We start from the raw sequence: 26,861 nt of genomic DNA, 5'->3' as shown, positions 1-26,861 counted from the left end.
TCTTTTGAAAGATAATAAATTAATTGTAGGTATAAATGTGTTTTAGTTTAAGAGTAAATATTGAAGTGGTAATAAAATTTTCATAGTTGAAAAAATAGATAAGTAATTAATTTGTGACAGTTATGTGCCTAATCAATTCATTTGCAATGATGAGAATTCCACAATTAAATCCTAACGAGCCTAAATTTCTATATTTAGCCTAAAGATTAGGGGGCTATATTGATGAAATGTATCATTAAATATAGAAATATGTAACGTTTAACACTTGTGTTGTAAAATATATTGACATAAGTTAATTTAAATACTAGGTACAGGAGCAGTTAATAACAATTCAGTAAAGTACCCTTTAAACGTTTCACCCTAAAAACGTTTATATTTATAATAATTGCAAGCACACTGAAGTTTTTTTGTTTTTTCCTGTACCTTATTAGGTAAAAATAATATAATAAATTGATAAAACGTTATGGAATAAATAATAAATTAGGTTTTCATTTCCTTTCTTTTACATTATCAATCTCTAGATGATTTGTTTAAAATAAGGATTTACAGGGTAGAAGATGACTATTCACCAGTACTATAAAGTTAAGTTGGATATCTTATGGTATCTTATAGGAAGAAATATAAGATTAAAAGGATTTGTGTACATTCACCATGTGAATATAAGTAAATTATTTATTGTGCTTTTTAAGGTTTAGAAAATATGTGTGAATTTAGCTTTGGAAATGACTTATTTGCAAGTTATATAATAGAAATGTGAAGTCTGGAAGAAACTGATATTATCAGTTCCTTCCAGACTTTTTTACTTTAAAAGTGTATTTTTTCTAAATAAGGTATAATTCCTTAAATTAATATTTGAATTTTTTGTGAAATTAAGTGAGGTTTTCATTCCTCTATTAATACATAATGTTACAAAATAGAGTTATTGTATTTATTTTATTTTTATATGAGATTAAAAATAATAATAAATGTAACAATGTATGAGTGATATTAGTATATTTACTAGTAATTTGTTCGTTTATCTTTATATTGCTATTATATTAGCGATAACAATAATATATTGGGGGGGACAAGAATGAATTTGAAATTTACATCTAAATTTGAAAGATTAAGAAAAAGTAAAAAAGGAATTGGTGCTTGTGTTTTAGCTACAGGGATGACGGCTATTACAATGATTCCTCAAAGTGCGTATGCACATGGATTTGTTGAAAAACCAAGCAGTCGTGCTGCTTTATGTAGTCAGAATTATGGAGCATTGAATTTGAATTGTGGAAATATAATGTACGAGCCTCAAAGCCTAGAAGCACCTAAAGGATTCCCAGATGGTGGACCGATTGATGGGAAAATCGCTTCGGCAGGAGGACTATTTGGAGGAATTCTTGACCAACAAACATCAAATCGCTGGTTTAAAAATACGATTATGGGTGGAGCAAATACATTTACATGGAAATATACAGCTGCACATTCTACAAGTAAATGGCATTATTACATTACAAAAAAGGGGTGGGATCCTAATAAGCCATTAACACGTGCTGACTTAGAACCAATTGGAACTGTGAAACATGACGGTTCGGCCGCATCAAATAATTTAACACATACAATTAATGTACCAACTAATCGCAATGGTTATCATGTTATTTTAGCTGTATGGGATGTAGCAGATACGTCAAATGCGTTTTATAATGTAATTGATGTAAATCTAGTAAATAATGAAACTCCCGATACAGTAGCTCCAAGTCAACCAACTGGATTAAATGCGTCTAAAGTTGTTGCCAATAGTGTTACACTAACATGGAAGGCCTCTACGGATAATATAGGTGTAAAAGAGTATCAAGTGTTACGCAATGGAGAATTAATTGATACGGTACCAGGTACAACATTTATTGATAAAAAGCTAAAAGCAAATACGGAATATACCTATACAATAAAGGCATTAGACTCTGCTGGAAACATATCAAAAGAAAGTGAAAAACTAAAAGTTAAGACAACAAATGAAACTCCAGATACAGAAGCTCCGACTCAACCGAAAGGATTACATAGTATGAGTAAAACAGCGACAACTGTTGATTTGATGTGGAGTCCGTCTGAAGATAATGTAGGTGTAGACCATTATATTGTATATAGAGAAAGCGCTGGAGTTATGAGTAAAATTGGGACAACGGCTAATACATCCTTTATGGATAAAGAATTGAAGGCTAATACATCGTATAAATATGTAGTAACGGCGGTTGATTTAGCTGGAAATGAATCTAGTAGAAGTGATGTTTTGAGTGTAACAACAAAGGCAGAGGATTCCACATATGAAAAATGGGATGCGAGAAAAGCATATACTAAAGGTGATAGAGTAGTACATGAGGGAAAAGTGTATGAAGCAGTTCAAGATTATCAAGGCAATGGTGACACAAATTGGATTTTTGCTCTATCGCTTTGGAAGGCAGTTTTGAATAAATGATAATCAGGAAAATGTAGTTAACATTTTGGGGTTTTTCTTTGAAAATAAAGGGTGTTCGAAAAATAAATTCTCTAATGGTTTAAATGATGTACTAATACATTTAATCCCCATCTAATGTTTACAAAATGAAATTAATAAAAAATCCCAATGGTATTCCATTGGGATTTTTTATTTTCTAATTTGTAATAGCGTATATTTTCACAGTGAATTTGTTAGTGGCACCAATGGGACTTGCGATATAATATTTAGTATTTGTGTAAGCTTCAGTCCTAGATCCATGTGAAATATTTTTCCAACGAATAGAATCGATACCTAGGGAAACATCAATCATTACATTGAAAGAGATAGTAGAAGGATGATCTTTTTCTGAAGGTTCAATAACCCATTTTAATTCTTTGGTACCTACAGGTAAACTATCAATTTTAAAGTTTTGACTGGATCGATTTTTTTGTCCGGATAAAGGGCTAGATTCGGATGGAATTTGCGAAATTAATATCTCTTTTTCATTTGAATGTACACCATTTAATTTAATGATACTATCAATTAAACCTGGTCCAGGAAAATCAGCTGCGATAATACCAGAATGTTTAATTCCACCTTGTTGTAAGAGTTCGGTCCCAAGTGTATTCATCCCACCATAATATACTTGCCCATTTCTATCGCGGGGAAAATCACCCCACGCATTAGTGGAATTCGTTTGAATTAACTTAGGGTTACTATCAGTATTTCTATTCTCTTTTCCGCTAGCAACAAACCAAGGATATACATTATTTAAAAATGCGGCTGCACCACCCGTACCACTAAAATGGTTAAGATATATTTTTCCATTATTAAAGTTAGTATTTGCACTTTGTAGATGAATTTTTATCGCATTCCATTTTTCATATATTTCGTTTGGTCCGCTTCCAATTTCAAATTTATCTTGTATATTCAAACTATCGTAATCAATACCGTACAATTGAGAGGATGTAAAGTTTTGTAAGACTACAATTTTACCTCGGATATCTCCTAAAGTAGGGTTGTTTTTGTCTATAGTTGGTACGGAATTAGGATCCCAAAAATATGAAGCATTAACGTTTTTATATTTTAAAAATATCTCCTCAAATGATGGAGATCCACTTTCAGGTGTAGTTTCTTCTTTTAAGCGCATTAAAATTGTTTCTGTCGGATAATCTTTTAAAAATTGAATTGCGTCTTTTAATACATCTTCAAACACTGCTTTTTGATTTACAATGCCATGGTACATTGCAAAAGAATCCTTTACACGTTTAACGCGCATATCTACATATCGAATTCCAGAATTTAATTGTTGGGGTAGACTCATAGTTTGATTTCTTGTCAAATTTTCATCAAGAAAACTTGCTCCATGTAAAGCCATTGTACCATGAGTTCCTGGAATAGATATTTCACTTAATTTTGTTGAATCAGCTACTTCTGACATCCATGATGGATTCTGATATCCTATATTGGGTTCATAAGAATAACCTGGATGACTATCAGCTAAAATAGTAGATGGTGCACTTAAAATTGCTAGTGTAAAATAAGTGAGGATACTAATTTTAAAGAAATTTTTCATTTTTATTTTGTTCATTATATCTCTCCTGACTTTTAAACAATAGCTATAATAAGATGGTTTTTTACTATATTTATTGTTTTTTATTCCTAATGTAATGAATTTTTGTAATTAAAAAGAGGTAGTGAGCTAACTTAAGATATTATTAGTTTATTGTAATAATTTATATCTAATAGCCAAACGGATTTTTAAAAAATTGAAGCATAGATAGGTAAAAATAAGCTTTTTGCTGTATTGTATACAAACAAAACAGAAGCCTTAAAAAGACTTCTATTTTGTGACATATTATGAATGATAAGGTGGTTAACAAATTAAGATAATGTGAGTGAGCGGTAAAAATCTATTTATAGCTGTTTCAGGAATTTCTTATAACAAGGCTATTTAGGAAAAGTGGTCCCTACAATGCTAATAAAAATTAAAACATTTTACTCATTAAAACTTAGACTAACTACAGTTGCGATAGATTGGGCTGCATGTTCCCAGCTTCCATCTATAACTTTACCAATCTGCTGACCAAGTGTATTTAAATCATTTGGATTAACTGGAATTCCATTATACGCAGCAAGAATTGATAAAAGTGGAGCAGCAAATGGTGTCCAACCACCTCTATCAATATTAAATACAGGCTTATCTACTACTTTTCCATCTTGCACAGTAAACTCATAATAAAATTGATCATCTGGACGGAAACTTAAATGATGAGAAATTTGTCCCTTAACATATTTTTTTCCTCCACCTAGATTTACTACTTCTATTTCTTTTACGTTAAATTCATGCTCAAATACTTTTATTTTTTTGATTTCTGGACCATTTAAGGCAGCATTAACAGCTGTTTCTAAATTATTTTGTGCTAATGGTTGAATACCCATTTGAGCCTCTTTTTGTTGGATAGGAGCCTCTTTTTCTGCAGCAAACACTGATGTAGTTGGTAGTGCACCTGTAGCTAATGTAGCTGCAAGTGCTGTTGTCATCATGATTTTTCTTTTCATCTTCATAGTTTTTCTTCCTCTCTTAAAGTTTTGATATATAATCTTTTAAAAACTGACATTGCGCAATATTTTATTTCATAATGCACGCAAAAAACTAGTTTAAGAATTATGTGAAATTATGTCAGGAAATTAAAATTAATTATATATTCATTCACAATGATATCTATCTACACTTATTTTTTCAATTTTCCAACTAATAACATAATAATGACTTTTCATAAGGTAATTTAGTGTTTCAATTCTCTCTATGTACGTTTTAAACAAATTAAAATCATAGTGGTAATAATATATTTGTAAGCAAATATATTATATACTTCGAGAAAAATACACAATTTTTTTATAAAAAACTATAGGAATTATCATTATATCGTTATTAAACTAAGTAAGATAAATGATAATATGATGAAGAGCTTCCAGTGATTTGTTATAAGTCCACTAGAAAATGAGCATGATATCATACAATTATGCAGGTCACCTAGGATATTAAAGCTACACTTTATAGCAGTTAATACGAATGAGATTGGAAAACAGCAGTAAGTGTTTATTAGAGAAATACTATGAAAAATACTTCAAATCACTTAAAAAGTTTCAGTTATTCTGAATTCGAAGGGCGCGGAATGTTTATTGAGCATTGTAGTACTGATCAAGATTTTAGGAGGAAAAATGAAAAAGAAGACTAAAAGAATCATATTAGTTATTGGTATTTTAGTAAGTTTTAGTATCTTTTTATATGTACAGAACAATTTAATTAGTATAACTGAGGTTAAAATAACATCTAATAAAATCCCCTCTTCTTTTAAAGGTTTTAAAATTCTACAAATTTCAGATTTACATAATAAAAAATTTGGCGACAGTCAAGAAACTTTAATTCAAAAAGTAAAAATCATAAATCCAGATATTATTGCTATTACGGGTGATCTAATTGACAGTAAATCATACGATCCGGAAGTTAGTATGGAACTAATCCGAGAACTTGTAAAGAAGTATCCTGTCTATTTTGTGACAGGAAACCATGAAAAATGGTCAGGAAAATATAATGATTTAGAGAAAGAATTAAAGAAACATCATGTTACTATTTTAAGAAATGAACATGTAAGTATTCAAAAAGGGGAACAAAAAATAAATTTACTTGGTATTGATGATCCGGAATTTGTTACTGGAAACCGTGATGAAGGAAATGTTGTAAAAGATGAAATTATAAAAGCGAAATTTGAAATGCAGCCGGATACATATAATGTATTACTATCCCATAGGCCTGAATTTTTAACAGAGTATGCTGATGAGCAAATAGAAATAGTTTTATCAGGACACGCTCATGGTGGACAATTTAGGTTACCATTTATCGGAGGATTAGTTGCTCCGAATCAAGGTATATTCCCTACATATACAGCCGGTTTATATGAAAAACAAAATACGTCTATGGTAGTGAGTAGAGGATTAGGCAATAGTATCATTCTGCAAAGAATTTTTAATAGGCCAGAACTTGTAGTCGTGCAGTTAAATTGAACTGTACGATTTTTGTATAGAAAAAAGAAATAGGCCGTATGCAATTTATACTAGTTAACATTACAATTTTGTTAAAAATTTTCTACGTTACATAAAGTAACAAATTTTGACCCGAAGAGTTTGTTATAGTGTAAATAATCAAAAAACTTAAAAATTAGTCGAGTAAAAAGTGTGATAAGTAATTCATGTAAAAAACTTTGTGATAAGTAATTCATGTAAAAAACTTAAAGGGGTGTACACATGCATAAAGAATATGAAATTGAAGAGTATACGGCGATTGAGGAACAAATACATTATTATTGCAAATGTTTATTAGTAAGTCATCCAGATCAAATTATAAAGTATTTAGAAAAAAGGTTAGAAAAATACGCAGAAACATTACAATATGCACATTTATATCCTGACACAGTTATTTTACCGTTACAGCAATTAGTTATCGAATATTCTTTAGATGTTGCTAGAATTAGGAAATATATGAACTTAAAAACGTAAAATGAAATATATAATTTAAATGAAACAGAGTCGACTTTAAGAAATGATATTCTAATGTCGACTCTGTTTCATTGTTTAAAATTATTGATGAAAAATACATACTAATCAATGAGGTTTGACATATAATTACCCAAGAGTAAAATAAAAGTGAGTACTCACTCATTTTTAAAAAGGGGGAAGAATACGTGCAGCAACCTGCCATTGTTTTACGGACTGTATCAAAAAGCTTTGGGAAAAAAGAAGTTTTACACAATCTTTCATTGCAAGTTGAAAAAGCAGAAATATTTGGTTTAGTTGGGCCTTCAGGTTCAGGGAAAACGACTCTTATAAAATTGATTGCAGGTATTAATGAGGCAACGGAAGGTGAAGTGCTTGTTTACAACACGAACATGCCTAATTTAAATGAAATGAAAAGAATTGGTTATATGGCTCAGGCTGATGCATTATATGAAGAACTATCAGCATATGAAAATGCAGATTTTATGGCAACGATGTATGGAGTAAAGGGAAAACATAAAAAGGAAAGAATTGAAGAGGTTTTTGACCTAGTACAATTATCACAACATATGAGAAAGCAAGTACAGCATTTTTCAGGCGGGATGAAGAAGCGCTTATCATTAGCGATAGCACTCCTTCATGAACCTGAAATATTAATTTTAGATGAGCCAACAGTTGGGATAGATCCACTTCTTAGAAAAACGATCTGGGAAAAATTTTATGATTTGAAAAAGAAAGGCACAACTATAATTGTAACGACACACATTATGGATGAAGCTGAGTTTTGTGAGCGTCTAGGATTGATTAGAGAAGGAAAGCTAGTTGCGACTGGAACACCTGAAGGATTGAAAAAGCGGGTATCATCAGGACGGATTGAAGATGTCTTTTTGATGGAAGAGGTGGCCCCATCATGAGAGTTACTGGTGTAATCATTCGTATTATTCGCCAATTTTTTCGAGATAAGCGTTCGTTAGCCATGATGTTTGGAGCACCTATGTTATTACTTTGGTTATTGTCGCTAGTGTTTACACAAAAAGACTATGTACCGCATATTGCTATTGTTGATATGCCCGCTCCAATTGTAAAAGTGATGAAAAATCAGGAAGCATCAATTTATGAATATAGTAAAGAAAAGGCAATGTCTGAGTTAGAAAATCAAAAGGTAGATGCAGTAATTCGTTTAGAAAATGGAAAAATGAAAATTGTATTAGAGGGTAGTGATTCGTCAAAAAATCGTGCTGTGCTCCACATATTACAAAAAAGTACAGAGAAGAACGACGTATCGATTATGAAACCTGAAGTGAATTATTTACATGGCTCTAAAGACTTTACAATGTTTGATGGGCTTGGTCCCGTATTAATTGGTTTCTTTACATTTTTCTTTGTATTCATTTTATCAGGGGTGTCTTTTGTAAGAGAACGTTTAAGTGGTACTTTAGAAAGGTTACTATCGACGCCGGTAAGAAGATGGGAAATAGTTGTAGGATATATTATTGGTTTTGGAATCTTTGCATTCATACAATCCATTATTATCGTAAGTTTTTCAGTTTATATTTTAGACTTGTATGTAGCTGGCTCCATTTGGCTAACGCTACTTATTACATGTATGCTTTCTTTAACCGCTTTAACTTTAGGGACGTTTTTATCCGCATACGCAAATAATGAATTTCAAATGATCCAGTTTATACCGCTTGTCATTGTGCCACAAATTTTCTTTTCTGGTTTGTTTCCAATTGAATCTATGAATAAGTGGCTCCAAATGTTAGGGAAATTATTTCCGCTCACATATGGCGCTGACGCGATGAGACAAGTGATGATTCGAAATCAAGGATTTACAGAGATTGCATTAGATTTAACTGTATTACTACTTTTTTCTCTATTATTTGCAGTAGGGAATGTATTTGCATTAAAGAAACATCGAAAAATATAATGATGATATAAAGGGGCATTATAGATGAAGAAGGATTGGCTGGAAGAATTAATTGCAGCAACAAATACGGATAAACGAAATGAACGTCAAATGCGTATATTAGAGGCAGCTGTTGATATGTTTGGTGAAAAGGGTTATGCTTCAACTTCAACAAGTGAAATTGCAAAGCGGGCTGGTGTAGCGGAAGGAACAATCTTCCGCTACTATAAAACGAAAAAAGATTTATTGTTAGCAGTCGTCATGCCGACATTAACAAAGTTTGCTGCACCATTTTTCGTACAAGCCTTCGCAAAGGAAATATTTAAATCAGAGTATGAATCATATGAAGGGCTTCTGAGAGTTGTTATTCATAATAGATTTGAATTTGCAAAAAAGCATTTTCCAATGATAAAAATATTGATTCAAGAAGTGCCATTTCAACCAGAACTGAAAAATGAAATACAACATTTAGTAGAAACAGAGTTACTTTCACATTTTAAAAAGTTGATTGTAAAGTTTCAAGAAAAAGGTGAAATTATTGAGATGCCACCATCTTCCATATTACGACTTACTTTATCAGCTGTATTAGGTTTATTATTAACACGATTTTTATTATTGCCTGAAGAAAAATGGGATGATGAAGTGGAAATTGAAAATACGATTCAATTTATATTGTACGGATTAACACCACGGAGGTAATATGATGCGCCAATTTGCTAAACCGAAAATTGTTGTAAGTAAATGTTTAGAATTTGATGCTTGTCGTTATAATGCAGAGATGATTCCAGATTTAACAATACGAAATTTACAGCCATTTGTTACGTTTATCCCGGTTTGTCCAGAAGTAGAAATTGGTTTAGGCATTCCTCGCGAAACGATACGAATAGTAGAAGAAAATGGCGTAAATAGACTTGTGCAACCGTCGACGCGTGAAGATGTAACTAAAAAAATGGAGCAGTTTTCAAATGACTTTTTACAAACGATATCCGATGTGGATGGTTTTATTTTAAAGAATCGTTCGCCAAGTTGTGGTACACGTGATGTGAAAATTTATTCTGGTTTTGAAAAAGCGCCAGCAAAAGGAAAGGGATCTGGATTATTTGGCGGAGCAGTAATAAAAAAATTTTCGCATCTTCCAATTGAAGAAGAAGGTAGATTGTCGAATTTTATTATTAGAGAACATTTCTTTACAAGGTTATTTACAATCGCATATTACAAAGGGATTAAACATAATAAAAATATGAAAGACCTTGTATCGTTTCAGTCGGACAATAAATATTTATTTATGGCATATAATCAGGTAAAACAAAAGGAATTAGGGCGTATTATTGCAAATCAAAAAAATGAAACGATTGAAGTGGTATTTGAAAACTATGAGAAGACTTTATATGAATTATTTATGCGCACACCCCGCTATACATCGAATGTAAATGTATGTGAGCATATTTTTGGATATTTTAAAACTAAGCTGAAAAAACAAGAAAAAGATCATTTTTTAGATTTGATACAAAAATATATAGAAAAGAAAGTCCCGCTCAGTAGCTTACTTGCAATTTTAAAATCGTGGGCTCTTCGATTTGATGAAAAGTATTTATTAAGACAAACATATTTCGAACCATACCCTGAATCTTTAGTTGAGATTTCAGATTCGGGAAAAGGTAGAGATTATTAAACATTAAATTACATAATTCGACAAGAAAACTCCTATGTTGTTGTAGAACAATGTAGGAATTTTTTTGTGCATTAGTACAGAATCTGTTTTAAAATTAGATTATGACAGAATTATAACAATTATCTAACTAATATTCTTGTCTTTATGTAGTAATGTTTGTAGTAGAAACTCGCACGCTGTCGAAACTCAATATTCGATAAGGGGTGTGTAGCGGAATGGAATTTACTCTAACTCGCGAAAAACAAATGATTAAAGAAATGGTACGTGACTTTGCTGAAAAGGAAATCGCACCGAAAGCTGTATATTATGACAAAACTGCGGAATTTCCATATGAAACATTTCAAAAAATGGGCGAACTAGGATTATTAGGAATCCCATTCCCTGAAGAGTATGGAGGTTCAGGTGGCGATACTGTATCGTACGCGTTAGCAGTTGAAGAAATTGGTCGTGCTTGTGGTGGGACAGGATTAAGTTACGCTGCAACAATTTCATTAGGTGCTTCTCCAATTTATTATTTCGGTACAGAAGAACAAAAACAGAAATATTTAGTTCCAATGGCATCAGGTAAAACTTTAGGTGCTTTCGGATTAACTGAGCCGAACGCTGGATCTGATGCAGGTGGTACACAAACGAAAGCTGTATTAGATGGAGACGAGTATGTTATTAGTGGTGAGAAGTGTTGGATTACAAATGCAGAGTATGCAAATACAATTATTGTAACCGCTGTCAACGGTGTTGAAGACAATGGTAGAAAACGCATTTCGGCATTTATTGTACCGACTACAAGCGAAGGATTAACAATCTCAAGTCCTTACGATAAGATGGGTGTTCGTGCTTCTAATACGTGTGAAATCGTACTTGATAGTGTACGTGTACCGAAAGAAAATATTCTTGGTGATGTAAATAAAGGATTTAAACAATTCTTATATACACTTGATGGAGGACGTATTTCAATCGCAGCATTAGCTGTTGGTATTGCGCAATCTGCATTTGAACGTGCACTGCAATATGCGAAAGAACGTCAACAATTTGGAAAGTCAATTTCTAATTTCCAAGCGATTCAATTTAAATTAGCTGATATGGCGACTGAAGTAGAGCTAGCACGTAATTTAGTACATAAAGCAGCTTGGTTAAAAGATAACGATAAACCTTTCGGTAAAGAAGCGGCTATGGCAAAACTTTTCGCATCTGAGGCTGCTAGTCGTATTGCAAATCAAGCGGTACAAATTCACGGTGGATACGGCTATATGCGTGAATATGAAGTAGAACGACATATTCGTGATGCAAAATTATTAGAAATTGGTGAAGGAACTTCTGAAATTCAACGTCTCGTAATTGCAAGACATTTAGGATGTAGATAAAAAGGAGGAATCACTATGTTTCAAAAAATATTAATTGCAAATCGCGGAGAAATCGCAGTTCGTATTATGAAAACTTGTCAAAAACTTGGTATTCGCACAGTTGCTATTTATTCTGAAGCAGATGAAAATGCACTTCATGTAAAGATGGCAAATGAAGCTTACTTAGTAGGTGGGCCACGTGTCCAAGAAAGCTATTTAAACCTTGAAAAAATTATTGAAATAGCTAAAAAGACAAATGCTGAAGCAATCCATCCTGGATATGGATTATTATCAGAGAATCCATCTTTTCCGGTTCGCTGTAGAGAAGAAGGAATCGTATTTATCGGTCCTTCAGAAGAAATCATTACGAAGATGGGAAGTAAAATCGAATCACGTATCGCGATGCAAGCTGCAGATGTCCCAGTAGTTCCAGGTATTACTACAAATATTGAAACTGCTGAAGAAGCAATTGAAATTGCGAAACAAATTGGTTATCCATTAATGCTGAAGGCATCCGCAGGCGGCGGAGGCATTGGAATGCAGTTGATGGAAACTGAGCAAACGCTCACCAAAGCATTTGAAAGTAACAAAACAAGAGCACAAAACTTCTTCGGTAACGGAGAAATGTACCTAGAGCGCTATATTGCAGATGCACATCATATTGAAATTCAGCTTTTAGCAGATACACATGGTAACACAGTGTATTTATGGGAGCGTGAATGTTCAGTGCAGCGCCGAAATCAGAAAGTAATTGAAGAAGCACCTTCACCATTTTTAGATGAAGGTACGCGAAAAGCGATGGGTGAAGTTGCTGTACAAGCTGCCAAAGCTCTAGGTTATACAAATGCAGGTACAGTTGAGTTTCTTGTAGATGATCAGAAGAACTTCTATTTCTTAGAGATGAATACGAGATTACAAGTAGAGCATCCAGTTACAGAAGAAATTACTGGTTTAGATCTTGTAGAACAACAACTTCTAATTGCATATGGTGAGAAATTATCGTTTACACAAGATGATGTAAAACGTAGTGGTCATGCCATTGAGGCACGTATTTATGCAGAAGATCCGAAAACTTTCTTCCCATCACCTGGGAAAATTACAGATTTAACGCTTCCAAAAAATGTACGTATTGATCACTTTTTGGAGAATCAAGTAACGATTACACCTTTCTACGATCCAATGATTGCGAAAGTTATTGCTCATGGTGAAACTCGTGAAGAAGCAATTTCGAAATTACATGATGCTTTAGAAGAGTTAAAAGTAGAAGGCATTAAAACGAACACACCAATGCTAATTCAAGTATTGGAAGACGATGTGTTCAAAAGTGGTATTTATACAACAGGTTTTGTAACGAAACAACTTGTTAAAAAATAAGATTTAAAAATATTAAGGGGGAAAAAATGATGACGAAATTATATGCATCGATGGCAGGAAATGTATGGAAGATTGTTGTAGGAGTAGGAGATACAGTAGAGGAAGAGCAGGATGTCGTCATTTTGGAATCTATGAAAATGGAAATTCCAATCGTTTCAGAAGAAGCTGGCACAGTTATGAAAATTAATGTGCAAGAAGGCGATTTTGTAAATGAAGGAGATGTATTACTAGAAATTGAATAGGGAGATATAGGGGGAAGCGAATTGAAACTACCTAATTTTGCTGTCATTAAAGAAGTCGGGCCACGCGATGGCTTACAAAATGAAAAAAAGATTGTTGGCACAAAAGATAAAGTAAAATGGATTCAACTACTTACAGAGGCGGGATTATCGTACGTTGAAGTTTCCTCATTCGTTCACCCTAAATGGGTCCCTGCATTAGCAGATGCAAATGATGTGTTTTCTGAGCTAAAAAGGGATCCAAATGTTACATATGCAGCGCTTGTTCCAAATCAAAATGGTTTGGAACGAGCTTTTTTGCAAAATGTAGATGAGGTGAATGTTTTTTTATCAGCAAGTGAATCTCATAATAAAAGTAATATTAATAAATCAATTAAAGAAGCATTAGTTGTAATTGAAGATATAACAAAACAGGCATTATTCGAAGGGAAAAAGGTAAGAGGCTATGTTTCTACTGTATTTGGATGTCCTTATGAAGGGGATATAAGTACCGCAGCAGTTGACGAATTATGTAATCAACTATTTTCATACGGCATTTATGAAGTCTCGCTTGGTGACACAATCGGTGTAGCGAATCCACTACAAGTAGAGCGAGTATTAGAACATTTATTAAAGAAATACGATGCTTCGCAGTTTGCAATGCATTTCCATAATACGTACGGTATGGCTCTGGCGAATGTAGTTAAGTCTTTAGAATACGGTATTACAACATTTGATAGTTCTTGTGGTGGCCTTGGGGGTTGTCCATATGCACCTGGAGCATCAGGTAATGTTGCAACTGATGACTTAGTTTATATGCTCCATAAGTTAGGGGTCCAAACGAATATTGATGAAGAGAAGTTATTGAGAGCGAGTCAATTTATTCAAAGTAAGTTAAATATCCAATTACCAAGTCATGTGTATAGAGCGCTTCAACATAAAACGATAAGTAGGTGAGAAGATGCTACAATTACAAAACATTTCAGTTGATTATGTAACACCTCACGTTGTAAAGATTTCATTAAATCGTGAAAGACAAGCAAACTCATTATCTTTAACGTTATTAGAAGAGTTACAAAACATATTAACTCAAATAAGTGAAGAGTCAAATACTAGAGTAGTTATTCTAACAGGTGCTGGTGAAAAAGCATTTTGTGCTGGTGCTGATTTAAAAGAACGCGCTGGCATGAATGAAGAACAAGTTCGTCATGCTGTTAGTATGATTCGCATCACTATGGAAATGGTTGAACAATTACCACAGCCAGTTATCGCTGCTATAAATGGAATCGCACTTGGTGGTGGTACGGAATTAAGTTTAGCTTGTGATTTTAGAATTGCGGCTGAATCTGCAAGTCTTGGTCTTACTGAAACTACACTTGCAATTATACCAGGAGCAGGTGGTACGCAGCGTTTGCCAAGATTAATTGGTGTTGGTAGAGCGAAGGAATTAATTTATACAGGAAGACGTATTTCGGCGCAAGAAGCAAAAGAATATGGTTTAGTAGAATTTGTTGTACCAGCTCATTTACTTGAAGAGAAAGCAATTGAAATAGCAGAGAAAATTGCTAGTAATGGTCCTATTGCTGTTCGATTAGCAAAAGAAGCAATTTCAAACGGTATTCAAGTTGATTTACATACCGGATTACAAATGGAAAAACAAGCGTATGAAGGTGTAATCCATACGAAAGATAGATTAGAAGGATTACAAGCATTCAAGGAAAAACGCACACCAATGTATAAGGGGGAGTAAATATGTTAGACCAAAAACAACAATCGAATACATTTGAAGAACGAGTTGAAACGATTAAACAAGGCGGCGCACCAAAATATCATGAACAAAACAAAGAAAAGGGAAAACTATTCGTTCGAGATCGTTTAGCGCTTTTATTTGATAATGGTGAATATGTAGAAGATGCATTATTTGCAAACTGTGAACAAACTGGATTACCTGCTGATGGTGTTATAACGGCAACGGGTAAAATACATGGTCGTACGGCATGCGTGATGGCAAATGATTCAACTGTAAAAGCTGGATCATGGGGCGCGCGTACAGTTGAAAAGATTTTACGTATTCAAGAAACGGCAGAAAAATTACGTGTTCCGTTATTTTATTTAGTTGACTCTGCTGGAGCACGTATTACTGATCAAGTTGAAATGTTCCCAGGGCGCCGTGGTGCAGGAAGAATTTTCTATAATCAAGTGAAATTATCAGGTAAAGTTCCGCAAGTATGCTTATTATTTGGACCTTCTGCAGCTGGTGGCGCATATATTCCAGCCTTTTGTGATGTTGTTATGATGGTGGAAGGAAATGCATCTATGTATTTAGGGTCTCCTCGTATGGCTGAGATGGTTATCGGCGAGAAGGTAACCTTAGAAGAAATGGGCGGAGCACGTATGCATTGCTCTGTATCAGGATGTGGAGATGTTTTATGTAAGACCGAAGAAGATGCGATTACACAAGCAAGACAATACATTTCATATTTTCCAAACAACTACTTAGAAAAGACTCCATTGGTTACACCTCAAGAACCGAAACAATTCGATAAAACGTTAGAACAAATCATTCCAGAAAATCAAAATGCTCCTTTCAATATGAAAGATCTCATTAATAGAGTTATTGATGAAGGTTCTTTCTATGAAGTGAAAAAACTATTTGCTCAAGAACTCATTACAGGTTTAGCACGTATTGATGGTAAGCCAGTTGGTATTATTGCAAATCAACCGCGTATGAAAGGCGGCGTATTATTCCACGATTCAGCTGATAAAGCAGCGAAATTTATTAATTTATGCGATGCATATCATATTCCATTATTATTCCTTGCAGATGTACCTGGATTTATGATTGGTACAAAAGTAGAGCGTGCTGGTATTATTCGCCACGGTGCAAAAATGATTTCTGCAATGAGTGAAGCAACTGTACCGAAAATTTCTATCGTTGTTCGTAAAGCATATGGTGCTGGTTTATATGCGATGGCAGGTCCAGCTTTTGAACCAGATTGCTGCCTAGCATTACCGACAGCTTCTATTGCGGTAATGGGTCCAGAAGCCGCGGTCAATGCTGTATATGCAAATAAGATTGCAGCTTTACCAGAAGAAGAGCGTGATAGCTTCATTGCTGAAAAGCGCGAAGAGTATAAGAAAGATATTGATATTTACCATTTAGCATCAGAGATGGTCATTGATGGTATTGTTCATCCAAACAATTTACGAGAAGAGTTAAAAGGACGATTCGAAATGTATATGAGTAAATATCAAGTATTTACGGATCGTAAACATCCAGTTTATCCAGTTTAAAAGCCCTATTTAGGGCTTTCTTGCTCAAAAGTCAAGGAGGGGAAAACATTGAAACAAGCAGTTTGGTTTCCAACAGAAGAGTATAAAGAAAAAACGCGTTTATATGGTTGGATGAAATCATTGGGCTATGAAGATTATGAAACGTTTTATAATAAATCTATTGAAGAAACAGCTTGGTTTTGGGGAGAAGCTGAGAAAGCGGTTGGCTATCAATGGATGAAACCTTATACAGAAGTGCTAGATTTAGAAAATGGTACGCCGTTTGCACAGTGGTATAATGGCGGAACATGTAACGTTGTAGAATCGGTTTTATCACGCTGGCTTGCAGATGATGAAACAAGAACGCAACCAGCACTTCAGTATGAAGGGGAAAATGGAACTTCAAAATCATTTACATATGAAGAACTTGACAGCTGGGTAAGTCGCGTTGCAAACGGTTTGAGACATGCGGGTATTGAAAAAGGTGACCGTGTAACAATTTATATGCCGATGATTCCAGAAACAGTTGTTGCGATGCTAGCTGTTATGAAAATCGGAGCAATTATTTCACCAATTTTCTCAGGATTTGCGTCTGATGCAGTCATGACTCGCGTGCAAGCGGCAGGATCAAAAATGATCATTACTGCAGATGGTTTTTCACGCCGCGGTAAAATTGTTTCATTAAAAGATGAAGTAGATAAAGCTTGTGAGCATTGTCCAACTGTTGAAAAAGTTGTTATCGTTCGTCATGCAGGAAATGATTTTACACCGCATCATTACGATTTCTCATGGAGTACGCTAGAAAAAGAAAAACCATTTACACATGCTGAAGAAATGCATAGTGATGATCCGTTAATGCTCATTTACACATCAGGTACAACTGGGAAACCGAAAGGAACAGTACATACACATGCTGGTTTCCCTTTGAAAGCTGCATTTGATGCAGGATTTGGAATGAATATCAAACAAGGTGACCGCGTATTATGGGTAACTGATATGGGATGGATGATGGGACCATTTCTACTATTCGGCTCTCTCATAAATGGAGCAACGATGGTCATGTACGAAGGTGTTCCTGACTTTCCAGAGGCAGATCGTTTATGGGAGACAGTTGATAAATATGAAATTACACATCTCGGTATATCACCAACTTTAATTCGTGCGTTAATGGCAAAAGGTGATGAGTATGTAAATAAACATTCGCTTAAGAGTTTAGAAGTATTCGCCTCAACAGGTGAACCTTGGAATCCAGATCCTTGGATGTGGCTATTTGAAACAGTTGGAAAAAGTAATGTACCAATTTGTAACTATTCAGGCGGTACTGAAATTTCTGGTGGAATTTTCGGAAACGTCCTTATTAAACCAATTGCACCGATTAGCTTTAACGCTTCTTTACCAGGAATGGCAGCGGTTGTGCTCGATGATCAAGGTAATCCAATTCGTGATGAAGTTGGAGAATTATGTTTAGAGAAACCTTGGGTTGGTATGACGAAAAGCTTCTGGGAAGACGATGAACGCTATGTGAACACATATTGGTCACGTTTTGAAAATAAATGGGTTCATGGTGACTGGGTGATTTATGATGGTGAGCAATATATTATTACAGGACGCTCAGATGATACGTTAAACATTGCTGGAAAACGTATTGGACCTGCAGAATATGAATCTATTCTTGTGAAGCATAATGATGTCATAGAAGCTGCCGCGATTGGTGTACCTGATGATGTAAAAGGTGAAGTTTGTCATTGTTTTGTAGTATTAAGGGACAATGTAACATTCACAGGAGAGTTAAAGAAAGAATTAATGAGTTTAGTAAACTCTCATATCGGAAAAGCATTGTGTCCAAAAGATATTCACGTTGTAGAAGATTTACCAAAAACACGTAATTCTAAAGTAATGCGACGCGTCATTAAAGCTGCTTACTTAGGAAAAGAATTAGGGGATTTATCATCACTTGTAAATCCTGAAATAGTTCCGGTTATTCAGGGGTTACAGTCTAGCAAACTATAAAATTACGAATGAGCTCTATGTAAATAGAGCTCATTTTTAATGTTTACAAAAAGATAAGAGAGAAAAAGTAAATTTGAAGTTAAAAAATCTACTATTAGTGTTAAGTATGTCTGTTTGTTTTTAGTTTTTATCAAAATAGGATACTGTTGCATATCTATCCAATGGAGTAATTGAATTTTGTTAAGAATGAAAATTTAGTGAAGAAAAAAGTAATGAATAAAAGGAGAAATCCCTGGGGGACAGGGATTCAATAAAGGAGATATCATTGTCGTTCAATGTCGAAATTTGGCGTATTCGACAAATTAATATTATCACGAATTTTCAGGAGATTGTGATAGTGGATGTGTCAAAAAAGTGTACGGTTTTCATATAAAAGTGTTAATTAAATAGGAAAAGGGAAAAGAATTAAGTTCACTCGTTCTTAAGATTTTTCCCTTTCAAATTTACTGCTTGTTCGTTGTTCTATATACATCTGAAATTGGTAAATCGTCGCCATGTAAAGCTTGAGTACTGTCCTTTTTGTTTGAATCATGTGCCTCCTGAGATGTTTCTTGCATTTGCTCTTGGGCTTTACTAGGAGTATTCAGCGCATCCGATGACACATAATCAAGTTGTTGACTTAATAGATTTTTTTTATCCATGTTATGTAGCTCCTTTTTGAATTTAGATATAAAAACGAAGTGTTTTTAAATAGTTACGTGGGTATTATGTTTCTTTGAATGGAATTATATACATAAACTATATTGAGAATTTAACTAATTATAAAAATCACTTGTGATGACAAGTTTAAGAAATATAAAGGTCATTAGTTCTTAATAAAAGCTTTATTTTAGTAGAGTGTTTCGAAATTTCATTTGAAAGGAACATCCCAATGATAAGATGAGCACTGTAAATCAGTGCTCATCTTATCAGAAATTGCTTAGTACTTAAAGATAAAACCATTACGGACAATTCCCAATGGTAATAGTGACGCTAGCCATTGTTCCAGGAGAATCAAGAAGTGAAGCAGTAACGGTTACTGTTCCAGGCCCATTAGCGGCTAGAAATACAGCGGTAAAGTTACCTGAAGCATTTGTAATGACAGCAAGAGGAACCATGAAAGCAAGAGAAGGATTACTAAATGAAAAACTGACCACTACTCCTGGAGTAGGACTACCGTTTACTAATACTTGACCCGAAAAAAATAAAGTATTATTTCCTTGAGTGGATACACATGTCGTGGTTTCGTTAGAAGTCAAAGTAATAGATGCAGGCCCAGCAGGAAGATTAAATCCAGTTGGTCCAGTTGATCCAGTTGATCCAGTTGACCCAGTTGATCCAGTTGGTCCAGTTGGTCCAGTTGGTCCAGTTGATCCAGTTGATCCAGTTGACCCAGTTGATCCAGTTGGTCCAGTTGGTCCAGTTGGTCCAGTTGGTCCAGTTGATCCAGTTGGTCCAGTTAGTCCAGTTGGTCCAGTTGATCCAGTTGGTCCAGTTGGTCCAGTTGGTCCGGTTGAACCCGTAGCTCCTGTAGAACCGGTGGGACCAGTAGGGAATTGAAAGGGTTGAACAGGTGGAAGTGTAGGTCCAATAGACCCCGGATTAAGTGCAGCAAAAGATAAAAACTCGTCCATTATTTATCACCTCTAAAAATCGTATTACTAATAGTAAATGTAATGATAAAGCAAAGTGAAATGGACAAGCGGTTGTATTTTAGTAAATTAAACAAAATTTTTATTTGATAGAAAGAGAGATTAGTATGATTCCTTTAGAAATTAAATATAAAAAGGCGAGTATTTTCAAATCGCCTTTTGGGTAATGCAGTGTAATTTTATTCAGTTATTTTAAAAATAGTTTCATTCGGTTTGGAAAATCCATACAGTTTCCTTGCGAATTTTAAAATTTCTTCTTCACTATCTGTTAAAGCTTTAACATCATTCTTAAGGGAATGACCATCCTTCTTTAAAGAAGATAATTTTTGTTGCTCCGTATTAAGCGTAATTTGTTTTTCTTTAATCATTTCTTGTTGGTTATTAAGAGAATATTGAAGGACAAAAATAATAGGTAATATTAAAGCCAAAATAGTTATAATACGGTGTCTTGTTTTTTTATTATTACCTTGTTGGGTGTTAGGGTTCACTTGCTGTGAGGGTATATTAGGATTTGATTGTTGTGATGATACATTTGGGATGTTTCCCATTAAAATGCCTCCATTACTGATTGTAGAATTTAAACCATTTAAAAGTATTATAAATGTTCAATAGGGATTTTAGAAGATATTTTAATATAGGTGAGTTTTGTAAAGTTTAAACAAAATTTTTATTTAAATAAAAGAAACCCCGATTGTCTATGGGGCTCTTGAAGATAATGGTTAAGTAATGAAGTACTCCACTAATTAAAGATATCATGAATTTTTTGGTGAAAATACTGGTGAATTCATCCGAATTAATGAGAGCCTCATTTGAAACAAAAATGCTATTTTAATAGGGAGGGGAATAATGATGATTCCATGGGACAAGCGAGTATACATTGTATCAAGGTGATCATTTTATTAAAGAGGGGACAATTTTAGAGGTTAGTGAAAAGGCGAATAAATCATTATATTGGCTTCGGTGCATGTTAGCTCCAAGCTATGAAAAAGTGTGTGGTAATAGTACAAAGCGACTTTGGTTGATTCGGATAGATGATGACGAAGAATGATGTGAAAATTTCATTTCGTAGAGAAATAAGGTGATTAAGGATGGGCATAGAATATGCCCTATTTGTATTAAAAAAGAGCAGAATTTCGCCTATATATAAAGATGTTGGAATTGTTCTAAAGGGGGGAATATCTGAAATATAAATAATTGAGGGGAGTGAATTAATAATGGAAACTAGTACTTTTTTAGGATTGTTTTGGGGATGGGTAACGGTTATTGTATCGGGAATACTTTTCGTACGTCCATCGGTACTACGTGAATTGAAAAAATTAGTGGTTGAAGACAGAGGATTTGGTATTATGTATGGTTTTCTATCGATTTTCCTAGGGTTAGGTAGTGTAATCCTACATAATGTATGGGTATTCAACTGGCAGGGGTTCCTAACGTTTATTGCATGGCTTGCATTATTAAAGGGAATCTACATAATTGCATATCCTGAACCTTCCAAGAAAACAGACTTTGAAGTAAGGGTACTATCTACACGTATAGTGCTCGCTATCATTGGCGCCTTGGCTTTATGGATGCTTATAGTAATCTATATAAAATAATCTTTTTCTAATAAGGAAGTTAATAAAATATGAGGAAATTCCATAATAATACTAATTTTAGAATGTTCCATTGCGAAATGGTCAGAAATTCTTGCTTACAAATCGTGCATTCCCTAATTTATATGCTCAAAAATTTATAGGAGCATTAGAATTTGCGAGTGTTCGGGATTTTGGTGTATGTGGTCTTTTAGTTAGACAAAATGGTGCGTACATTTTTAAAACTCATAGATGGCTGGTTGAATCTTGGCGAAGAGCAATAGATTAAATACGATTCTTTTATGTGAAGTTCGATAAAAAAGTACAGTAGATTCATCTATTGGAGGAAAACGTGGTGTTTCTAAAAGGAATAATTTACGTTTCTATGATTCACCAACTTGGTAGGATAAAGACGTTGCTGGTTCTGTTAATGTATGATTAGAGTTTGTTATTGATGCAAAAGTAAGTGTTAAAGGAACACTACAATACAAGGTGCACAATAGTAAAGGAAAAACATACTATATTACTGCAAACAAAGCCTATGTATATGTGAAGTAATAGGAAAAGCTGGTCCCTCTTAAAGGAGCCGGCTTATTAAAAGAAAAACAGGTTCGTTTGAGAAAGAGGTTGTCTAAATTTTAAATTCAGCAGAATTAAATCCAAGTCCACTCATTAAACAGGCCTTTAATTGTTAGAGGTCCGTTTTGTTATTAATAAAGAAAAGAATGTTATTGTCGTTGAAAGCACGTTTATACTAATAATGCTACATATTTGGAGTATATGAATTGAGTATTCATACAGTAGTATATTCGTTTTTAATATATAAAAAAAAGTTTAGTACAAGTGTTTGTTTTTTTGTTTCTATGCTTTTGTCTCGTACACTTTTAAGCTATTGGACATACTTTACTAATAGAAAGGATTAGGGGGTGAGGATTTGGGTTCTCGATTTAATAATTGTAGAAAAAAATGTACGTGTAAACATGATGATTGTTGGGATGTTTTTGAAGAGTGTAAAAAAGAACAGCATGAGAAATGTGACAGCTCTTGTGTACAAGGAATTAGAGACGAACTTAAAAAATTAATTAATAAAACAGTGCGAATTAACACTGAAGGACGTACTTATATAGGTACTGTTTCTTCTGTAACTTGCGATGTTGTTAAGCTAGCTGCTATTCCTGGTTCAGTTGCAGCAATTATATCTCTTTGTAAAATTGAAGCAATTTTACCACCTGCTACAACTGTTGCTGATGAGTTTGATTTTAACGGTGTTGACGTAGCAAATAAAGAGTAATTATGCTTTATTGATGCTAAGCCATTCTTATGAATGGCTTTTTATTTTGTTTAAAAGGGAATATATTTTTCATATAGAAATAAATTTGAAGGTGTATAAAAGATTGTGTGAAAGGAGAATGAGAGTGATCAAGCTGAAACAATTTACAAGAACTGATTTCAAACAATTAATAAATTGGATTGATTCCGAAGAATTTTTAATACAATGGTCAGGAAATGCATTTGCATACCCTTTAAATGAACAGCAATTAGAAAAATATATAGAAAGCTCAAATACACTTGCATTCAAAGTAATAGATGAAGAGACTAAAAAAGTAATTGGTCATATCTCACTTGGACAAATTGACAATATAAATAAATCTGCAAGGATTGGAAAAGTGTTAGTTGGTGGTACGAAAATGCGAGGGCGTTCTATAGGGAAACATATGATGAAAGCAGTACTGCAAATTGCATTTGAAGAATTAAAACTACATAGAGTTACTCTAGGTGTTTATGATTTTAATACGTCAGCTATTTCATGTTATGAAAAAATAGGATTTGTAAAAGAAGGCTTACTAAGAGAGTCAAAAAAAGTGGGGGAAACATATTGGAATTTATGGGAAATGAGTATGTTAGAATATGAATGGAGCGCTAGAAAATAATTGTTTTCTATAATTATGTTATGTTAATTAAAAGGGGGGTGGCGGGAAATTATGAATAACAAGAAGAAAATCATTACAATTGCAGCTGTTTCAGGAGGAGGTAAAACTACTGTTACAGAAAGATTAACTCACAAGTTAATAAATTCAAAAGCACTATATTTTGATAGCTATAACTTTGATAACTGTCCTGCAGATATTTGTAAATGGATTGATGATGGAGCAAATTATGATAAATGGGTACTCACACCATTAATTAAGGATATTCAGCATCTTATACGGGATAGTAATATAGATTATATTATTATAGATTATCCTTTTGCATACTTAAATAGTGAAATGCGACAATTTATTGATGTAACTATATTTATCGATACGCCTTTAGATATTGCGATGGCTAGAAGAATTTTGCGAGATTTTAAGGAAGATACAATGAGTGAAATACATAATGATTTAAAACATTATATAACATATGCTAGAAAAGCCTATTTGGAGGCGCTTCATACTGTAAAGCCAAATTCAGATATTGTTTTGGATGGATCTTTATCTGTCGATGAAATAATTAATCAAATTGAAGAGGAACTTAATCAGAGAGAAGTGATCGTCAATGGTTAAATGTATAGAGGAATATGTACAAGTTGATGATTTTAAAATGTATTCAAAAGTATTCCAAGGAAAGCAGTTGCAACCTGTTATTATAATGGAAGCAGGTTATGGAGATTATTCCAAGGCATGGGAGCATATTGCTGAAGAGCTGACTGAATTTGGGACGGTAATTACATATGATCGAGCTGGATTAGGAAAAAGTGGGAAGAGTTCCAAGCAACGTATTAGTTCTGAAATGGTAAAAGATTTAAGAAGTTGCTTAGAGCGATTACAATTGAAACCACCTTATATTTTTGTAGGACATTCTTTTGGTGGTATAAATGCACGTTTATTTACGGCTTTTTATTCCGAAGATATGCTGGGAATCGTTTTGGTGGATTCGACACCAGAAAATTATAAAGAAGATTTTTTACCAATCATGTCCCCAGAATTTCAAGAAGCTTACTATAAACAATTTGTATATGAAAGTTCTTATGAAGAGTTTATGTTTAGTCTAGGCGAAGCAGATAAACATTGTCAGTCAACGAGAAATATTCCACTTGTCGTGTTAGCTGCTGGTAAAAAAGCTTTTTATTCGCAAGCTGCACAACTGAAGTGGTTACAGTTGCAAGAAGAATTATTACGATTATCAAGCAATAATAAATTTGTAATTGCAGAACAAAGCGGTCACTATATTCAAAAAGATGAGCCACATTATGTAATAGATGCTGTTAGGTGGATAATTGGAGTAGGGGAGAGATAAATATGTACACTTTATTTCGATACAATTGGCAGGTAAGAGATGATTGGTTTAAGTGGTGTGAGCAACTTTCAGAGGAAGAATTACTCAGCAAACGTGTTGGTGGTGTTGGGAGTATTTTAGAAACATTGTTTCATATTGTAGATGTTGAATATAGCTGGATTAGTGCGCTTCAAGGAAAAGAAGATAATGCACCGCAGTTTAAAGAGTATCAATCAATCCAGAAAGTGAAAGCGTTATCTGATTTATATAAACGAGAATTAGAAGATTTTTTACAAGTATGGTCAGCTAACTTAGAAGGTAAAATATTAAAAGCTTCGTGGACAGATAAAACATATACATATGGTGAGGTTTTAAGGCACGTAATTGTACATGAAATTCACCATATCGGTCAACTATCTATATGGGCGAGGGAGTTAAATCTTCAACCTATTTCAGCGAATTTAATTGGAAGAGGACTATAGACTTAGAAACCGGCTTGCACTGTAAAGGCAAGCCGGTTTTTATATATAAGAAGATTTCTTAGTTGAAATCCTCGGATTTTTTCTGACGTATATGTAAAAACATTAAAATTGTAATAATGAAGAAAATCAACAATGTTTGTATGATCAAATTTTTAAACTGAAGCAAAACTGTCCAAGATGTAACAGCATCTTTAAAAGATTGGAGTGCAGAGTACGAAGAAGGATCAAAACCGTACTGTAGTAATTTTTTTGTTTCAATAAAAGTACTGTTTTCATCATCGGCGACTAATATTACTGAAATAAGTCTAGTATCTCCTCGTTTTGCTGTACTGACAAAACTATAATTACCATTAGTTGAAAAACTAGTTTGTAAGCCGTCAACACCTTGGAGTTTAATGTTTTTATTAAGGGAATATATCATTTTATTGGTATTGAAAACTTTGGAATCTTTGAAGGTAAATTGGTAAGAGGTTAGTTTCGTAATATTCAATACATCTGGAAAGTCTTTTACTAATTGTGTTGCTAGTCTAGCTACGTCTATCGTTGTTGTAGTTGATTGTTTATTCGTATCGTTATTCATTCCAGTAGCATTTAGAAACGGGGAAGGTTGTGATAACTTTAGTTGTTTTGCTTTTTCATTCATTAAAAGCGTAAAGTTATCTTCGTTTCCAGCAATGTGTTCTGCAAGGGCAAGTGCGGAACGATTATTCCCTGTCAAAAACAAAGCATGAAGTAAATCACGAACCGTCGTTTTATCTTTCGAAGTTACTTTTATAGGACTCGTTTCTGCTCGGAAAACTTCGTTACTTATTTTTACTAATTCATCTAACTGTATTTTTCCTTCGTTCAGTTGTTCCAGTGCGATATACTCTGTCATTAATTTAGATAAGGTAGCTGATTGTATAGGAGTTTCTTCATTTTTTTTATAAACAACTTCACCTGAATTAGCATCTATTAAAATAGCTGATTTAGCTTGAATAATTGGACCATTTACATAAAGGTAAAAATATAAAACGATTAGTGCTGTAATAACAAAAGATAATAATAAAATTGTGAACTTTTTCAAGAATTGCATAAGTGATCCTCCTACTATGACATCAATAATATTATTGTAAAAAAG

27 protein-coding genes and 3 pseudogenes are annotated in these 26,861 nt (G+C 33.7%); 24 read left to right on the top strand and 6 right to left on the bottom strand.

Annotated elements, in window-relative coordinates:
* Nucleotides 1–1,072: 1,072 nt before the first annotated feature.
* Nucleotides 1,073–2,449, top strand: coding sequence for a lytic polysaccharide monooxygenase (locus QCI44_RS15940; protein ID WP_353811316.1), 1,377 nt, complete (start codon nt 1,073–1,075; stop codon nt 2,447–2,449).
* A gap of 175 nt (nt 2,450–2,624) precedes the next feature.
* Here the strand turns inward: QCI44_RS15940 and QCI44_RS15935 are convergent, their stop codons facing one another.
* On the bottom strand, nt 2,625–4,040 hold the full coding sequence (locus QCI44_RS15935) for a phosphatidylinositol-specific phospholipase C (protein WP_016134521.1): 1,416 nt from the start codon (nt 4,038–4,040) through the stop codon (nt 2,625–2,627).
* A 407-nt stretch (nt 4,041–4,447) separates the two neighbouring features.
* Nucleotides 4,448–5,017 carry a hypothetical protein gene (locus QCI44_RS15930; RefSeq protein ID WP_000782799.1) on the bottom strand — a complete coding sequence of 190 codons (570 nt, stop codon included), beginning with the start codon at nt 5,015–5,017 and terminating at the stop codon, nt 4,448–4,450.
* A gap of 657 nt (nt 5,018–5,674) precedes the next feature.
* On the opposite strand from QCI44_RS15930, the gene QCI44_RS15925 reads away from it, so the two are divergent.
* The 13 genes from QCI44_RS15925 to QCI44_RS15865 all read left to right on the top strand — a co-directional run bounded on the left by QCI44_RS15925 (nt 5,675) and on the right by QCI44_RS15865 (nt 18,802).
* A complete protein-coding gene (locus tag QCI44_RS15925; protein WP_016134522.1) occupies nt 5,675–6,517 on the top strand; it encodes a metallophosphoesterase in 843 nt (280 codons plus the stop codon).
* A gap of 240 nt (nt 6,518–6,757) precedes the next feature.
* Nucleotides 6,758–7,009 (top strand): hypothetical protein, encoded by a 252-nt coding sequence (locus QCI44_RS15920; protein ID WP_000548621.1) that lies wholly within the window; start codon nt 6,758–6,760, stop codon nt 7,007–7,009.
* A gap of 185 nt (nt 7,010–7,194) precedes the next feature.
* Nucleotides 7,195–7,920 (top strand): ABC transporter ATP-binding protein, encoded by a 726-nt coding sequence (locus QCI44_RS15915; protein ID WP_016087811.1) that lies wholly within the window; start codon nt 7,195–7,197, stop codon nt 7,918–7,920.
* Entirely contained in the window at nt 7,917–8,936 is a 1,020-nt protein-coding gene (locus QCI44_RS15910) for an ABC transporter permease (RefSeq protein WP_016134523.1), read from the top strand. The genes QCI44_RS15915 and QCI44_RS15910 overlap by 4 nt, the downstream gene beginning before the upstream one ends.
* Nucleotides 8,937–8,960: 24 nt before the next feature.
* Entirely contained in the window at nt 8,961–9,614 is a 654-nt protein-coding gene (locus QCI44_RS15905; RefSeq protein ID WP_064469782.1) for a TetR/AcrR family transcriptional regulator, read from the top strand.
* Nucleotides 9,615–9,618: 4 nt separating this feature from the next.
* Entirely contained in the window at nt 9,619–10,587 is a 969-nt protein-coding gene (locus QCI44_RS15900; RefSeq protein ID WP_016087808.1) for a YbgA family protein, read from the top strand.
* Between the two features lie 215 nt (nt 10,588–10,802).
* On the top strand, nt 10,803–11,948 hold the full coding sequence (locus tag QCI44_RS15895) for an acyl-CoA dehydrogenase (protein ID WP_016087807.1): 1,146 nt from the start codon (nt 10,803–10,805) through the stop codon (nt 11,946–11,948).
* Nucleotides 11,949–11,963: 15 nt separating this feature from the next.
* Nucleotides 11,964–13,301 (top strand): acetyl-CoA carboxylase biotin carboxylase subunit, encoded by a 1,338-nt coding sequence (locus QCI44_RS15890; protein WP_016087806.1) that lies wholly within the window; start codon nt 11,964–11,966, stop codon nt 13,299–13,301.
* A 26-nt stretch (nt 13,302–13,327) separates the two neighbouring features.
* On the top strand, nt 13,328–13,543 hold the full coding sequence (locus tag QCI44_RS15885; protein WP_353811315.1) for an acetyl-CoA carboxylase biotin carboxyl carrier protein subunit: 216 nt from the start codon (nt 13,328–13,330) through the stop codon (nt 13,541–13,543).
* Between the two features lie 21 nt (nt 13,544–13,564).
* Nucleotides 13,565–14,476, top strand: coding sequence for a hydroxymethylglutaryl-CoA lyase (gene mvaB, locus QCI44_RS15880; protein WP_016087805.1), 912 nt, complete (start codon nt 13,565–13,567; stop codon nt 14,474–14,476).
* Nucleotides 14,477–14,480: 4 nt separating this feature from the next.
* On the top strand, nt 14,481–15,269 hold the full coding sequence (locus tag QCI44_RS15875) for an enoyl-CoA hydratase (RefSeq protein WP_353811314.1): 789 nt from the start codon (nt 14,481–14,483) through the stop codon (nt 15,267–15,269).
* Nucleotides 15,270–15,271: 2 nt separating this feature from the next.
* Nucleotides 15,272–16,813 (top strand): acyl-CoA carboxylase subunit beta, encoded by a 1,542-nt coding sequence (locus QCI44_RS15870; RefSeq protein WP_016134526.1) that lies wholly within the window; start codon nt 15,272–15,274, stop codon nt 16,811–16,813.
* 48 nt (nt 16,814–16,861) lie between these two features.
* Nucleotides 16,862–18,802 carry an AMP-binding protein gene (locus QCI44_RS15865; protein ID WP_353811313.1) on the top strand — a complete coding sequence of 647 codons (1,941 nt, stop codon included), beginning with the start codon at nt 16,862–16,864 and terminating at the stop codon, nt 18,800–18,802.
* 443 nt (nt 18,803–19,245) lie between these two features.
* Here the strand turns inward: QCI44_RS15865 and QCI44_RS15860 are convergent, their stop codons facing one another.
* Nucleotides 19,246–19,443: a hypothetical protein gene (locus QCI44_RS15860; protein ID WP_000358738.1), complete on the bottom strand. Its 198-nt coding sequence runs from the start codon at nt 19,441–19,443 to the stop codon at nt 19,246–19,248.
* Nucleotides 19,444–19,759: 316 nt separating this feature from the next.
* Between QCI44_RS15860 and QCI44_RS15855 the strand changes: the two genes are divergently transcribed.
* Together QCI44_RS15855 and QCI44_RS15850 are read left to right on the top strand one after the other, a co-directional pair.
* Entirely contained in the window at nt 19,760–19,975 is a 216-nt protein-coding gene (locus QCI44_RS15855) for a hypothetical protein (protein WP_000237380.1), read from the top strand.
* A 45-nt stretch (nt 19,976–20,020) separates the two neighbouring features.
* Nucleotides 20,021–20,341, top strand: coding sequence for a hypothetical protein (locus QCI44_RS15850; protein ID WP_353811312.1), 321 nt, complete (start codon nt 20,021–20,023; stop codon nt 20,339–20,341).
* A 17-nt stretch (nt 20,342–20,358) separates the two neighbouring features.
* Here QCI44_RS15850 and QCI44_RS15845 read toward each other — a convergent pair.
* Both QCI44_RS15845 and QCI44_RS15840 read right to left on the bottom strand, forming a co-directional pair.
* Nucleotides 20,359–20,415, bottom strand: a pseudogene (locus tag QCI44_RS15845) (exosporium leader peptide-containing protein); the annotation flags it as partial.
* A 197-nt stretch (nt 20,416–20,612) separates the two neighbouring features.
* Entirely contained in the window at nt 20,613–20,981 is a 369-nt protein-coding gene (locus tag QCI44_RS15840; protein WP_016087800.1) for an FtsB family cell division protein, read from the bottom strand.
* Nucleotides 20,982–21,647: 666 nt separating this feature from the next.
* Here QCI44_RS15840 and QCI44_RS15835 point away from each other — a divergent pair.
* The 8 genes and pseudogenes from QCI44_RS15835 to QCI44_RS15805 all read left to right on the top strand — a co-directional run bounded on the left by QCI44_RS15835 (nt 21,648) and on the right by QCI44_RS15805 (nt 25,741).
* Entirely contained in the window at nt 21,648–22,028 is a 381-nt protein-coding gene (locus QCI44_RS15835; protein ID WP_000450249.1) for a hypothetical protein, read from the top strand.
* A gap of 57 nt (nt 22,029–22,085) precedes the next feature.
* Nucleotides 22,086–22,263 (top strand): annotated as a pseudogene (locus QCI44_RS30640) (terminase large subunit); the annotation flags it as partial.
* Nucleotides 22,256–22,562: pseudogene (locus QCI44_RS15830) on the top strand (N-acetylmuramoyl-L-alanine amidase); the annotation flags it as partial. The pseudogenes QCI44_RS30640 and QCI44_RS15830, both read left to right, overlap by 8 nt.
* A 376-nt stretch (nt 22,563–22,938) precedes the next feature.
* Nucleotides 22,939–23,295 (top strand): hypothetical protein, encoded by a 357-nt coding sequence (locus QCI44_RS15825; protein ID WP_000535579.1) that lies wholly within the window; start codon nt 22,939–22,941, stop codon nt 23,293–23,295.
* A 118-nt stretch (nt 23,296–23,413) separates the two neighbouring features.
* Nucleotides 23,414–23,935: a GNAT family N-acetyltransferase gene (locus QCI44_RS15820; RefSeq protein ID WP_082181401.1), complete on the top strand. Its 522-nt coding sequence runs from the start codon at nt 23,414–23,416 to the stop codon at nt 23,933–23,935.
* A gap of 51 nt (nt 23,936–23,986) precedes the next feature.
* Nucleotides 23,987–24,547 carry a nucleoside/nucleotide kinase family protein gene (locus QCI44_RS15815; RefSeq protein ID WP_016134531.1) on the top strand — a complete coding sequence of 187 codons (561 nt, stop codon included), beginning with the start codon at nt 23,987–23,989 and terminating at the stop codon, nt 24,545–24,547.
* A complete protein-coding gene (locus tag QCI44_RS15810; protein WP_016134532.1) occupies nt 24,540–25,280 on the top strand; it encodes an alpha/beta fold hydrolase in 741 nt (246 codons plus the stop codon). The genes QCI44_RS15815 and QCI44_RS15810 overlap by 8 nt, the downstream gene beginning before the upstream one ends.
* Nucleotides 25,281–25,282: 2 nt before the next feature.
* A complete protein-coding gene (locus tag QCI44_RS15805; RefSeq protein WP_016087792.1) occupies nt 25,283–25,741 on the top strand; it encodes a DinB family protein in 459 nt (152 codons plus the stop codon).
* Nucleotides 25,742–25,799: 58 nt separating this feature from the next.
* Here QCI44_RS15805 and QCI44_RS15800 read toward each other — a convergent pair whose 3' ends face one another.
* Nucleotides 25,800–26,816 (bottom strand): D-alanyl-D-alanine carboxypeptidase family protein, encoded by a 1,017-nt coding sequence (locus QCI44_RS15800; RefSeq protein ID WP_016134533.1) that lies wholly within the window; start codon nt 26,814–26,816, stop codon nt 25,800–25,802.
* Nucleotides 26,817–26,861: the final 45 nt, after the last annotated feature.

The organism is Bacillus cereus group sp. RP37, assembly GCF_040459695.1.
Classification (GTDB): Bacteria; Bacillota; Bacilli; order Bacillales; family Bacillaceae_G; genus Bacillus_A.
The sequence above is the reverse complement of the archived record's forward strand: the minus strand, read 5'-3'. Positions and strand labels throughout refer to the sequence as shown.

What these genes read in the sequence shown, in the direction of transcription:
- QCI44_RS15940 (WP_353811316.1), top strand. Translation starts at nt 1,073, where the DNA reads ATGAATTTGAAATTTACATCTAAATTTGAAAGATTAAGAAAAAGTAAA.
- QCI44_RS15935 (WP_016134521.1), bottom strand. Translation starts at nt 4,040, where the DNA reads ATGAACAAAATAAAAATGAAAAATTTCTTTAAAATTAGTATCCTCACT.
- QCI44_RS15930 (WP_000782799.1), bottom strand. Translation starts at nt 5,017, where the DNA reads ATGAAGATGAAAAGAAAAATCATGATGACAACAGCACTTGCAGCTACA.
- QCI44_RS15925 (WP_016134522.1), top strand. Translation starts at nt 5,675, where the DNA reads ATGAAAAAGAAGACTAAAAGAATCATATTAGTTATTGGTATTTTAGTA.
- QCI44_RS15920 (WP_000548621.1), top strand. Translation starts at nt 6,758, where the DNA reads ATGCATAAAGAATATGAAATTGAAGAGTATACGGCGATTGAGGAACAA.
- QCI44_RS15910 (WP_016134523.1), top strand. Translation starts at nt 7,917, where the DNA reads ATGAGAGTTACTGGTGTAATCATTCGTATTATTCGCCAATTTTTTCGA.
- QCI44_RS15905 (WP_064469782.1), top strand. Translation starts at nt 8,961, where the DNA reads ATGAAGAAGGATTGGCTGGAAGAATTAATTGCAGCAACAAATACGGAT.
- QCI44_RS15900 (WP_016087808.1), top strand. Translation starts at nt 9,619, where the DNA reads ATGCGCCAATTTGCTAAACCGAAAATTGTTGTAAGTAAATGTTTAGAA.
- QCI44_RS15895 (WP_016087807.1), top strand. Translation starts at nt 10,803, where the DNA reads ATGGAATTTACTCTAACTCGCGAAAAACAAATGATTAAAGAAATGGTA.
- QCI44_RS15890 (WP_016087806.1), top strand. Translation starts at nt 11,964, where the DNA reads ATGTTTCAAAAAATATTAATTGCAAATCGCGGAGAAATCGCAGTTCGT.
- QCI44_RS15885 (WP_353811315.1), top strand. Translation starts at nt 13,328, where the DNA reads ATGATGACGAAATTATATGCATCGATGGCAGGAAATGTATGGAAGATT.
- QCI44_RS15875 (WP_353811314.1), top strand. Translation starts at nt 14,481, where the DNA reads ATGCTACAATTACAAAACATTTCAGTTGATTATGTAACACCTCACGTT.
- QCI44_RS15870 (WP_016134526.1), top strand. Translation starts at nt 15,272, where the DNA reads ATGTTAGACCAAAAACAACAATCGAATACATTTGAAGAACGAGTTGAA.
- QCI44_RS15860 (WP_000358738.1), bottom strand. Translation starts at nt 19,443, where the DNA reads ATGGATAAAAAAAATCTATTAAGTCAACAACTTGATTATGTGTCATCG.
- QCI44_RS15855 (WP_000237380.1), top strand. Translation starts at nt 19,760, where the DNA reads ATGGTAATAGTGACGCTAGCCATTGTTCCAGGAGAATCAAGAAGTGAA.
- QCI44_RS15840 (WP_016087800.1), bottom strand. Translation starts at nt 20,981, where the DNA reads ATGGGAAACATCCCAAATGTATCATCACAACAATCAAATCCTAATATA.
- QCI44_RS15835 (WP_000450249.1), top strand. Translation starts at nt 21,648, where the DNA reads ATGGAAACTAGTACTTTTTTAGGATTGTTTTGGGGATGGGTAACGGTT.
- QCI44_RS15820 (WP_082181401.1), top strand. Translation starts at nt 23,414, where the DNA reads ATGAGAGTGATCAAGCTGAAACAATTTACAAGAACTGATTTCAAACAA.
- QCI44_RS15815 (WP_016134531.1), top strand. Translation starts at nt 23,987, where the DNA reads ATGAATAACAAGAAGAAAATCATTACAATTGCAGCTGTTTCAGGAGGA.
- QCI44_RS15810 (WP_016134532.1), top strand. Translation starts at nt 24,540, where the DNA reads ATGGTTAAATGTATAGAGGAATATGTACAAGTTGATGATTTTAAAATG.
- QCI44_RS15805 (WP_016087792.1), top strand. Translation starts at nt 25,283, where the DNA reads ATGTACACTTTATTTCGATACAATTGGCAGGTAAGAGATGATTGGTTT.
- QCI44_RS15800 (WP_016134533.1), bottom strand. Translation starts at nt 26,816, where the DNA reads ATGCAATTCTTGAAAAAGTTCACAATTTTATTATTATCTTTTGTTATT.